At 66.5% G+C, this 10,352-nt stretch carries 10 protein-coding genes; 5 read left to right on the plus strand and 5 right to left on the minus strand.

Translation table 11 applies throughout. The annotated features are described in order from the left end of the window. Positions 1-40 precede the first annotated feature (40 nt). Complete coding sequence (locus D7D52_RS07180) at positions 41-622, minus strand: TetR/AcrR family transcriptional regulator (RefSeq protein ID WP_120743883.1); 582 nt, start codon at positions 620-622, stop codon at positions 41-43. A 33-nt stretch (positions 623-655) separates the two neighbouring features. Continuing rightward, complete coding sequence (locus D7D52_RS07185) at positions 656-1,771, minus strand: epoxide hydrolase family protein (protein WP_120735604.1); 1,116 nt, start codon at positions 1,769-1,771, stop codon at positions 656-658. A gap of 62 nt (positions 1,772-1,833) precedes the next feature. Here D7D52_RS07185 and D7D52_RS07190 point away from each other — a divergent pair, with 62 nt between their 5' ends. Continuing rightward, positions 1,834-2,793, plus strand: coding sequence for a helix-turn-helix transcriptional regulator (locus tag D7D52_RS07190; protein ID WP_120743884.1), 960 nt, complete (start codon positions 1,834-1,836; stop codon positions 2,791-2,793). Between the two features lie 402 nt (positions 2,794-3,195). Here the strand turns inward: D7D52_RS07190 and D7D52_RS07195 are convergent, their stop codons facing one another. From D7D52_RS07195 to D7D52_RS07205, 3 genes are all read right to left on the minus strand, one after another. Further along, a complete protein-coding gene (locus D7D52_RS07195; protein ID WP_120735605.1) occupies positions 3,196-4,962 on the minus strand; it encodes an HNH endonuclease signature motif containing protein in 1,767 nt (588 codons plus the stop codon). Between the two features lie 119 nt (positions 4,963-5,081). Beyond that, positions 5,082-5,807: an ABC transporter ATP-binding protein gene (locus D7D52_RS07200; protein ID WP_120743885.1), complete on the minus strand. Its 726-nt coding sequence runs from the start codon at positions 5,805-5,807 to the stop codon at positions 5,082-5,084. 38 nt (positions 5,808-5,845) lie between these two features. Continuing rightward, on the minus strand, positions 5,846-6,895 hold the full coding sequence (locus tag D7D52_RS07205) for an ABC transporter permease (RefSeq protein WP_120735606.1): 1,050 nt from the start codon (positions 6,893-6,895) through the stop codon (positions 5,846-5,848). 130 nt (positions 6,896-7,025) lie between these two features. On the opposite strand from D7D52_RS07205, the gene D7D52_RS07210 reads away from it, so the two are divergent. From D7D52_RS07210 to cobM, 4 genes are read left to right on the plus strand one after another with little or no spacing between them, the layout of a single operon-like run. Further along, on the plus strand, positions 7,026-8,180 hold the full coding sequence (locus tag D7D52_RS07210) for a sensor histidine kinase (protein WP_187703123.1): 1,155 nt from the start codon (positions 7,026-7,028) through the stop codon (positions 8,178-8,180). Then, on the plus strand, positions 8,177-8,812 hold the full coding sequence (locus D7D52_RS07215) for a LuxR C-terminal-related transcriptional regulator (protein WP_120735607.1): 636 nt from the start codon (positions 8,177-8,179) through the stop codon (positions 8,810-8,812). Before D7D52_RS07210 ends, D7D52_RS07215 begins: the two co-directional genes overlap by 4 nt. Positions 8,813-8,830: 18 nt before the next feature. After that, entirely contained in the window at positions 8,831-9,256 is a 426-nt protein-coding gene (locus D7D52_RS07220) for a PPOX class F420-dependent oxidoreductase (protein WP_120735608.1), read from the plus strand. Positions 9,257-9,293: 37 nt separating this feature from the next. Then, the gene (cobM, locus tag D7D52_RS07225) at positions 9,294-10,052 is read left to right on the plus strand and encodes a precorrin-4 C(11)-methyltransferase (protein WP_120735609.1); all 759 of its coding nucleotides are present in this window, start codon (positions 9,294-9,296) and stop codon (positions 10,050-10,052) included. Positions 10,053-10,352 lie beyond the last annotated feature (300 nt).

Here is a 10,352-nt window from a genome sequence, read left to right on the forward strand (position 1 = left end):
TGAGGCGGTGGGGATGGTTGGGGATGGATCGCAAATCCGTTCAGGCGAGCATGGATACGACGATCTTCGACGCATCCCGCAGGCGCGCAGCGGAACCCGGCGTGCGTTCGAGGACGCGCACGCCCTGGAAGAAGACCAGTACAAACCGGGCAAGTGCGCGCGGATCGGATTCCGGGGACAATTCGCCTTGCGCGCGGGCGCGTAGCAGGGCCGCGGTGAGCGTCGTCTCGAGATGTGCCCAGCTGGACTCCACCAGCCGCGCCACCGCCTCGTCCTTGCGCGCCATCTCGACAGCGCTGTTCACCACCATGCACCCCAGATACGAATCAGGACTTGAGGCTTCGCTGATGAACCGTGCCACCAGCCCGCGGACCGCGGGCAGCACCGGACCGGGTTGCGACAGCTCCGCCATGATCACCGGATCGGTGATCTCCAGGTACCGCTGCAGCGCCCGCAGGAACAGCTCTCGCTTACCGCCGAAGGTGCCGTAGAGGCTCGCCTTGGCAATCCCAAGGTGCTCAACCAGATCCGCCATCGATGTCGCCTCGTAGCCGTGCTCCCAGAACAATTCGAGAGCGCGCCGCAGCACGGTGTCGGGATCGAACTCCTTGGTCCTGGCCATGGCGAGCACGCTACCGTTTTCGAGACTGATCGGTCAAGAATTGCGGACCTTGGCGAAGAAGACCTGGATATCGGCCGCGTGGGCTTGCGGCACGTCCATGGCCAGAAAATGGTTGCCGGTATTGCCCTCCGGCCAGTGCACGATGGTGTTGTCCCGGTCGGCCAGGCGGCGCATGAGCGGGGAACCGCCCGCGTAGACGCCCACCGGGACCAGCTTCTGGCCCGCGGGCCAGGTGAAGCCGTCGTCGCCGAGCCCGTTGTACATGGGCCAGGAGGATGTGGCCGCGGTGTTGGTGAACCAGTACACGGCGACATTGGTCAGCAGATGATCGCGGTCGACGGCATCTTCGAGATGGCTTGCCAGCGGCGAGAATTCAGCGAACTTGTGCACCAGCCACGCCAGCAGGCCCACCGGTGAATCGGTCCAAGCGTGGGCGAAGGTCTGGGGCGCCTGGCGCAGCAGCACATGATGGTTCACCCCGGACTGCCACTTCTGCATGAGCTCCCATTCGGCGAGCTCCTCGGGCGTCATGGACGGAACATCTTCCTCGGTGGGCAGGCCGATGCCGCCGTCGATGTGCACGCCGACAATGTGTTCGGGGTCGGCGATGGCCATCTCCTGCACCGCGTACGCGCCCAGATCGCCGCCCTGGACGCCATAGCGGTCGTAGCCGAGCCGGGCCATGAGCTCGGCCCACATGCGGGCGACCCGCTTCGGCTTCATGCCCGGTTCGCGAGGAGCCTCGGAGAACCCGAAGCCTGGCACCGATGGGATCACCACGTGGAAATCCCGGGTCAGCAGCGGAATGGTTTTGGTGAACTCGACGAAGCTGTTCGGCCAGCCGTGGGTGAGGATCAGCGGCAGCGCGTCCGGGTTGTCCGAGCGGACGTGCAGGAAATGCACGTCCAGGCCGTCGATCTCGGTCATGAACTGCGGGAAGGTATTGAGTTCGGATTCCACAGCGCGCCAGTCGAATTCGTTACGCCAATACTCAGCCAGCTCGCGCAGATAGGCGACCGGCACGCCGCGCTCCCGGCCCTCGCCGGGCAATTGCGCCGACCAGCGGGTGCGGGCCAGGCGGTCGTGGAGGTCGTCCAGTTCGGACTGCGGGACGGCGATACGGAACGGGCGGATGGCTGTGCTGTTCATGAGACCAGGCTAGGAATGATGTAGGACTGTTCTGGTCCTATATGCAGCGGAAGGTGGAGGCCATGAGCGATACATCGGCGCGGCTGTTGCAGCTGCTGTCCCTCCTGCAGACCCCCCGCGAATGGCCCGGCAGTGAACTGGCCGAACGCCTCGGCGTCACCGACCGCACCGTGCGCCGCGATATCGACCGGTTGCGGGACCTCGGCTACCCCGTCGAAGCCACCATGGGCGCGACCGGCGGGTATCGCCTGGTAGCCGGTGCCGCCATGCCGCCGCTGCTGGTCGATGACGAGGAGGCCGTCGCCATCGCGGTCGGCTTGCGGGCCGCGGCGGGATCCGCGATCGCCGGCATCGAGGAGGCTTCGGTCCGCGCCCTCGCCAAACTCGAGCAGGTGCTGCCGTCCAAACTCCGCCGCCGAGTTCGCGTGCTGGGCGCCGCCGTCGTCCCCGCCACCGGCGGCAACCCGGTCGATCCAGAACTACTCGCCACACTGGCGGCCGCCATAACCAACAGGGAGCGAGTGCGTTTCGCCTACGAGTCCGCCGCCGGCACCGAATCCCGCCGCAATACCGAGCCCGTCGGGCTGGTGCCGTACAAACAGCGCTGGTATCTAGTCGGTTTCGATCTGGACCGAAACGACTGGCGAGTCTTCCGCGCCGATCGAATCCAACGCGCCCACCCCACCGGCGCCCGCTTCACGCCCCGAGACCTTCCCGCCGAGAGTCCAGCGGCCTACGTGACAGGTGCCCGAACCAACTGGGGCACACCAGGTTTGCACTACCTGGTAAACATCAGCGCCCCACCTGACGCTGTGATCGGCCGACTGGGTGAAGCGCCAGGCGACATCGTGGCACGTGGCGAAAATACCTGCGTCCTCGACATGCGCCGAGACGACCTCCCCGAATGGGTAGCGCATCGCCTCCTGGAACTCGGATTCGAATTCCAAGTCCACAGTCCAGACGCATTGGTGGCAGCGATCCGAACCATCGGCGACCGAGCCCGGCGAGCCCTCGAAACCTGAAAACCCAAAAGACCAAAACCCAAAAGAAGAAAAGATAAAAGACGGCCAGGAGGAGGGAGAGAGGGTGGCCGAGCTTGCGAGGCCCTCTCACCCACCAGCCGCCACCGGGAACAGCTCGCGCCTCCCAGCACACTCACCCACCATCCTCGCTCACCTTCCAGCACACTCACCCACCGGCCGTGAATCTGTCTCTGTGGAATTGTCAAAGAACCTGCAGCACTCGGTTTCTCGGAGATTTAGTTGTTCGGTTGTCTCGAGAAGGTGATGCGTGCAGTCCGTGGGCCGGAATCGGCTGGCTGCGGCTCGCGACTGGGCGTCAGCCCCGGTCCGGCAGGGCAGGCGACGCGCCCACACTGTTCTGTTGCTTTGCGTACGCCCGGGGTGGAACAGCGGCCCCGGGGTTCATGCGGCCTGTGGACCCCACTGGTGGCAGCGTGCGGCGATGCTAGTGGCGACCCGCTGCCCGGCGTGATGTTTCTCGTTCACCCGAGGCGTGCGCGACGGATCGATCACCGCCGGTGCGATCCAGCCGACCCGCCCGCGATGCGGGGAATCCTTACCCATCATCACCGTGGCCCACCCGTACTCGCTGTCGTTGACCAGGGCGTGGTGGTGATCGCACACCAACGCCAGATTGTTCAGGTCGGTGGGACCGCCTTTGGCCCAATCCAGCACGTGGTGGGCAGCGCACATCGCTGCTGGTGCGTCGCAGTCGGGATGCGTGCAGCCTTTGTCGCGGGCGATCAACGCCAGCCGTTGCCCGGGGGTGGCGAGTCGTTCTCGGCTACGCCCCAGGTAGAGCGGAATCCCGCCCCCGTCCAATACTGCCAGCACCGGCTTGCTGCCGGCGGCCATTTTGAGTGCTTCGTTGATGGAGATGTGGCCGCCGGTGGCGGTGGTCGCGATCCCGGCACCGCGTTCCAGATCGGCCAGGCTCATGGTGAGGGTGATCTGCACGGGCAGTCCGCGATGGGTGCCGAGCTTGTTCATGTCGACTCCGGCTTGCAGCAGGGCGAGCAGGGCGTCGTGGTTGCGTTGCCCGGCATCGCGCCGGTCACGCCGCGCGGCCGCTTCCAGCACAGCGGAGTCGACAACCGCGCCAGTGGTGGGACGGGCCTCGCCACCACCATGGGCCGCAACACCCTGGGCGGCCTGGCCTTGGGCGGCAACGCCTTCGGTCACCATGCCGTGGGCGGCAACCCCGGCGGTCACCACACTGAAGGCCGCAGCGCCGGTGTTTACAACGTCGGTGGCCGCACCGCCGACACCGCCACCCGTGACCACAGCGCCGGCCACAGCCTGACCGGGCAGGTCGCAGACAGCAGCGCCGGACGCCACGATGGAGCCGGGCGTAACGACAGCACCAGGAGTGCGGGCAGCGCCGGAAGTGCGGGCAGTGTTGGAAGCACCGGGAACGCCGGGGCTTTCGGGGTCTTCGGCGTTGCACATGCCCGGGCGGGCGAACTTGGCCAGCACCGCATCCAGGCAGGCACGCAGTTCCGGGGTGATCCAGCCTTCCACCCACGACATGCCATCCACACCCGGGCGGCCGATCACCAAGCCGCGACGGCGGCGGCGGTCGGCATCATTGATCACCGTGCCGTCCGGATCCAAACGGGCGATGATCTCGCGGCCGATCTTGGGGAGGTCGTCGGGGAACAAACCCTCGCAGGACTGTTCCACCAGCACCTGCTCCACATCCACCCGAGTTTCGACCGGGATGTCGGCGGGCAGATGCGTCATGATGTCCACGATGTGACGGACGTGGTCACGCGAGAGCGCACCCGCGGCAAAGGCTTCCGCAGCCACCGGCAAGGCAGCTGGTCGCGGGCGGCCGTTGGGTTCGGTGAACTCGCCGCATTCGCGGGTGATCTTCACCCGCACCGAGGCGTCGTGGGCGGACAGGCCCAGGGTTTGACGCAGGAACGGCACCAACTTGCCCGCACCACTGGCTTCCGGCAGGCAGCGATCCGAGGCTTCGATGATGAGTTTCGAATCCAGCGCCGAAAGTTTGCGTTTGCAGGTTTCCAGTTGCTGCATCAACGCCACCACGTCGGAGTCCGTGAACGGGGTGAGGGTGGCGTGGGAGATGGTGGTCGAGAGGGTTTCGACTGCGGTCACCAGTTCGGTGATGCCGCAGTTGTCGAATGTCACCCCCATCGAATTCATACCCTAATTCTACGCCTCCAATGATCGCATTGGAACCCGAATTACGTTGTGATATAAATGGTTTCAGTTATACCGAATGGTTTTTCTCGCGGTCGAAAGGCGTCCTTGAATTTCCTATTTCAAGCGGCAACCGCTGTCCTCTGCCGAGTCAACACCCCGTCAACCATCCGGTACACACTGTCCATCTGGTCCAGGTGTGAAAGGTCGTGTGTCACAAGCAGTGTCGCAGCCCCGTGCTCCCGCACAATGCCGGCGATCAAATCGATGATGGCTGCGCCGCGTTCCTGATCCAAAGCGCTGGTCGGCTCGTCGATGACCAGCAGCGCCGGATCGTTCATCAGCGCCCGCGCGATATTCACACGCTGTCGCTGGCCGCCTGACAGTTGTGCGGGCCGTTTGTTCTCCTGGCCGGACAGTCCTACCGCCGCAAGCAGATCCTTTGCACGCGAACGCACTTCACGCCGCCGAGCCGGTGAGGTGAACCAGCTCTGACCGAGGTGCGCCATTGCCTCGAGCTGCTCGATTGCCGTCAGCGCCGGAATCAGATTCGACTGCTGGAAGACGATGCCGATCGAGTTGCGTCGGAGAGTAGCGGCGTCCCTGCGGCTGAGATCGGCCAGATCCAGGGTGCCGGAGGGTGTTTCGAGATCGATGCGGCCCGAGTCCGGCCGCAGGAGCGTGGAGACAGTCGCCAGCAGAGTCGACTTGCCTGAGCCGGACGGCCCGGTGATGGCAGCGATCTCGCCGCCGGCCACACGCAAGTTCACCTGATCCAGAGCGGTGATGCGGTCCGCGCCGTCGGGGAAGGTGAGGGTCAAGTCGGTGACAGTGAGAGTGTTGGTCATCGCAATGCTCCTGGGAGGCAAGGAAAGTGAGGAGTCCATCAACGTGCCTGATTCAGAGCGGTCAGGGGGTCCGCCGTGACCAAAAAGCGCAGGGCGAAGGTCGCGCCGAGCAGGCCCAGTGCGATCAATGCTCCGGCTGGGTACAGCGTGGTGCTGACGGTGAGCGCGAAAGGTACTGCGCCACCCATGAATACGCTCGCCAACGCGGTAATGCCCACGCCCACTCCGACCCCAAGCAGCAACACGATCAGTGCCTGGCTCAGGGCGTCACGCACCAGCGAGCCGGTGGTCGCACCCAGCGCCTTCAAGGTGGCGATATCCGGCTGCCGCTGCACCGTCCAGACCGTGAAGAACGCGCCGATCACCAACGCCGAGATCGCGAACAGCATGACCGTCATGAGCGTCAGCGACCCGTTCTCGGCCTGATAGGAAGCCATGGCGGACAATGAATCCCGACTGCTCGTGGTCGTGGTGTGCGCGGTCTTGTTCAGCGCGGACTGATCGCCGACACCCGACACCGCGAGAATCGTCGCCGCCCCCGCGTGCGGGTTGAGGGCCTGCCAGTCCGTCAGCGTCATCCACACCACCGGCGTGTGCGCGTACCAGTCGTCCTCGGTGACCCCCTGCACCGTGTAGGACGTCGATCCCAATTCGACCGTCTCACCGGTCGCGGCATCGAGGTCCTTGGCCGCCGCCTTGGACAGGATGACCGCACCCGGCTCGGTTGCCACGCGATTGCCGAAGGGTGTGCCCGCCACGCCGAACAAGGCGACCTGGGTCGGCGACGCACCGTGGAGAGTGGCCCGGGTGCGGCTGATGCCGATCGGATCGACGGTGCCGCCGGCCTGCTGCCACGCCCGCACCTGCTCATCGGTCAGGGTGGAGGCGTCGAAGGACGCGGACGAGCCGGTGTCGGAGAACACCACGGTGTCGGTGTGCAACGCCTGGATGGCGGAGATGTTCTGGTGCGCCAGCCCGGCGGTCAGACCGCTGAGGAAGCTCACCAGCAGCGCGACCAGTGTCACGACCAGCGAAATGAGCAGGAAGCGGCCGCGGGCGGCCCGCAGATCCCGGAGTGCGACGAACATGACTCCACTGTGTCGCCGCCGCACCGGAAAACCATCGTCGAGCGGGACGGTTCCCGCCCCAGCCAAGGGTGGGTCGGCGTTTCCTACTTTCGATGGATGCCCGGACAATTGCCCGGCATAAGCTGGTCGCGTGCATCGCTCGCCCCTCACCCCGGTCTTCTCCGCCCTGCAGGTGGGCCTGCATGTCATGGTGGTGGCGCTCACGATCGTGGTGGCGGCGCAGGAGCTGGCCACCGGATCGCATCAGGTGCCGGTGGTGTTGCTGGCGGGCATCTTCCTCGGGGTCTACTTCATCGGCGGCCGGTTTCGCCGCGACCTTCGAGCCGCCCGGATCTGGCTGGGCGCGCTGACCTTGCTCTGGCTGGGTTTGGTGGTCGTCGCGCCGCTCGCGGTATATCTCGTCTTCGGCCTGTTCTTCCTGTATCTGCATCTGCTGCCCCGCAATTGGGGTCTGCTCGCGGTCGCCGCCGCCACCGTGGTGTCGGTGGTCGGCTTCGCCGCGCATCGCGGGTGGACCGTGGCGGGGGTGATCGGCCCGATGCTGGGCGCGCTGGTCGCGGTGGCCATCGGGCTCGGGTATCAGGCGCTGTTCGCCGAGGCCGCCGAACGGCAGCGTCTCATCGACGAATTGCTCGCCACCAGAAACACTCTCGCCGAACAGGAGCGCACTGCGGGCAAGATGGCCGAGCGCGAACGTCTCGCCCAGGAGATCCACGACACCGTCGCCCAGGGGCTCAGCAGCATTCAGCTGCTCCTGCACGCCGTCGAGCGCGCCGCCCCCGAACATCCCGCGCTGGAGAAGATCCGGCTGGCGCGCGAGACCGCCGCGGACAGCCTGGTCGAAACCCGCCATCTCATCGCCGAACTCACCCCGGCCGCGCTCGAGGGCCAGTCGCTGGCCGGCGCGCTGCACCGCATCACCGACCGCGCCGCCGCGCCCGGCCTCGACGCCCAGGTGCTCGTCGAGGGCGATCCGCAGCGCCTGCCCATGCCGGTGGAGGCCGCCCTGGTGCGCATCACCCAGGGCGCGGTCTCGAATGTGGTGCGCCACGCCCGCGCTCGCCGCATGCGCGTCACCCTCACCTACGCCGACGACGCCGTGCACCTGGACGTCGTCGACGACGGCGTCGGCATCGAACCCGCCGTGCTGGCCGAATCCCCTTCCGGCAGTTTCGGTCTCACCGCCATGCGCAATCGCGTCGAGCAGCAGGGCGGCACCATGAGCGTCGAATCCGAACCGGGCCACACCGCGGTCACCGTCTCTTTTCCCTTGGAGGACCAATGATTCGAATCCTCCTCGCCGACGATCACGCCATCGTCCGCGCCGGCCTGCGCGCCCTGCTCGATTCCGGTCTGGCCGAAACCGATTCCGCCGATATCGAAGTCGTCGGTGAGGTTGCCACCGCCGAAGAGTCCGTGGCCTTCTGCACCACCACCCGGGTCGATCTGGTGCTGATGGATCTGCGCTTCGGGCCGGGCAAGTCCGGCGCGGACGCCACCGCGGCCCTGCGCGACCTGCCCAATCCGCCGAACGTCCTGGTGGTCACCAACTACGACACCGACGCCGACATCCTCGGCGCGATCGAGGCGGGCGCGGTCGGCTACATCCTCAAGGACACCCCGCCCGCCGAACTGCTGGCCGCCGTCCGCTCCGCCGCCGAGGGGGAGAGCGTGCTGTCTCCCTCGGTCGCCTCCCGGCTCATGACCCGGGTCCGCAAGCCCGACACCACCCTCAGTCCCCGTGAGATCGAGGTGCTCCGCCTGGTCGCCGACGGCCACTCCAACCGCGAGATCGGCAAGCGCCTGTTCCTGTCCGAGACCACGGTGAAATCCCATCTGGTCCACATCTATTCGAAGCTGGGCGTCAAATCGCGAACCTCCGCCGTGGCCCGGGCGCGCGAACGCGGCGCGATCTGAGGCCCTACGCTGAGCTCCATGGCCTCACTGAGTGATCAGCGTGTGCGCGATTTCCTGGCCGGCGGCACCCGGACCGGCAAGCTCGCCTTCGTGGCGTCCGACGGCCGCCCGCTCGTCGCCCCCATCTGGTTCATCGTCGAGGGCGACGAACTGGTCTTCAACACCGGCAAGAACACCGCCAAGGGCCGTTCGATCCTGCGGGACGGTCGCCTCAGCCTGTGCGTGGACGACCAAGCGCCGCCCTACTCGTTCGTCCAGGTGCAAGGCGTGACGAAGATCTCCGAGGATCCCGGCGAGTTGCTGCGCACCGCCACGGAGATCGCCGCCCGCTACATGGGCCCGGACCGCGCGGAGGAGTTCGGCAGGCGCAATGGAGTGCCGGGTGAACTCGTCGTGCGGCTCGCACCCACCAAGATCATCGCCGGTTTCGACGTCAGCGGCTGAGAACTCGGTTGCCGCGCCCCTGTGCGAGACTGCCCCGATGACAGTGCACTTCATCGGCGCCGGCCCGGGGGCGGCGGATTTGCTCACCGTGCGGGCGGTGGAGTTGCTGCGCCGATCGCCGGTATGCCTGTACGCGGGCACGTATCTGGATCCCGAGGTGCTGGGCCACTGCGCACCCGACGCCGAGCTGATCGACACCCAGAAACTGGATCTCGACGAGATCGTCGCGCACTGCGCCCGAGCCCACGCTCAGGGCAAGGACGTGGCTCGGCTCTGCTCGGGCGACCCGTCCCTCTATTCGGCGCTGACCGAACAGAAGCGGCGATTGGACGCGCTGGGTATCCCGTGGGACGTCACGCCGGGTGTGCCGGCCTACGCCGCCGCGGCCGCCCTGCTGGGAGCGGAACTGACCGTCCCCGAGCAGGTGCAGTCCGTGGTGCTGACCCGCACCCAGGCCCGCTCGACCGTCATGCCCGAGTCGGAGTCGCTGGCGAACTTCGCGCGAACTCGCGCGACGCTGGTGCTGCACCTGGCCATCACCCGGATCCGGGCCCTCGCGCACGAGCTGATCTTGGATTACGGCGCGGACTGCCCGGTGGTCGTCGTCTACCGCGCCACCCAGCCCGACCAGCGAATTCTGCGCGGCACCCTGGCCGATATCGCGGATCGGGTGGAGGCCGCGGGACTGCGTCAAGCCGCCCTGATCCTGGTCGGGACCGCGCTCGCGGAAACAGTGAACTGCGCCACGTCGCACCTGTACGATCCTGCTCGCGATAGGTCGCACATCACTGGCTGAATAGCCGAAATGCGATGATAGCGAAGGGCTATGGCCCTTTCTGGAACCGGGTTGCGCGCTGACGGTAGATTGGACCGAGTGTCCGTCACCAAATATGCGACTGTGACCCGGCGGCGGGCGGTGGGTGTGGTCGCGCCCATGTAACAAGATCGGCCAGCTGGGGGGATACCCCAGGGAGTCTCAATTTACGGGTAAATGAGCCCCGAACACTGGACGCCACGCTGAAGCGGTTGTGGCGTCCTGTTCGGGTTTTCGGCGGGGAGCGCTGCGCGTCGTGGTGTTCCGGAAGCGAGGTTTGGG

Origin of the sequence: Nocardia yunnanensis (assembly GCF_003626895.1) — a bacterium.
Lineage (GTDB): Bacteria > Actinomycetota > Actinomycetes > Mycobacteriales > Mycobacteriaceae > Nocardia > Nocardia yunnanensis.

What these genes read in the sequence shown, in the direction of transcription:
- D7D52_RS07180 (WP_120743883.1), bottom strand. Translation starts at nt 622, where the DNA reads ATGGCCAGGACCAAGGAGTTCGATCCCGACACCGTGCTGCGGCGCGCT.
- D7D52_RS07220 (WP_120735608.1), top strand. Translation starts at nt 8,831, where the DNA reads ATGGCCTCACTGAGTGATCAGCGTGTGCGCGATTTCCTGGCCGGCGGC.
- cobM (WP_120735609.1), top strand. Translation starts at nt 9,294, where the DNA reads ATGACAGTGCACTTCATCGGCGCCGGCCCGGGGGCGGCGGATTTGCTC.
- D7D52_RS07190 (WP_120743884.1), top strand. Translation starts at nt 1,834, where the DNA reads ATGAGCGATACATCGGCGCGGCTGTTGCAGCTGCTGTCCCTCCTGCAG.
- D7D52_RS07200 (WP_120743885.1), bottom strand. Translation starts at nt 5,807, where the DNA reads ATGACCAACACTCTCACTGTCACCGACTTGACCCTCACCTTCCCCGAC.
- D7D52_RS07205 (WP_120735606.1), bottom strand. Translation starts at nt 6,895, where the DNA reads ATGTTCGTCGCACTCCGGGATCTGCGGGCCGCCCGCGGCCGCTTCCTG.
- D7D52_RS07215 (WP_120735607.1), top strand. Translation starts at nt 8,177, where the DNA reads ATGATTCGAATCCTCCTCGCCGACGATCACGCCATCGTCCGCGCCGGC.
- D7D52_RS07185 (WP_120735604.1), bottom strand. Translation starts at nt 1,771, where the DNA reads ATGAACAGCACAGCCATCCGCCCGTTCCGTATCGCCGTCCCGCAGTCC.
- D7D52_RS07195 (WP_120735605.1), bottom strand. Translation starts at nt 4,962, where the DNA reads ATGAATTCGATGGGGGTGACATTCGACAACTGCGGCATCACCGAACTG.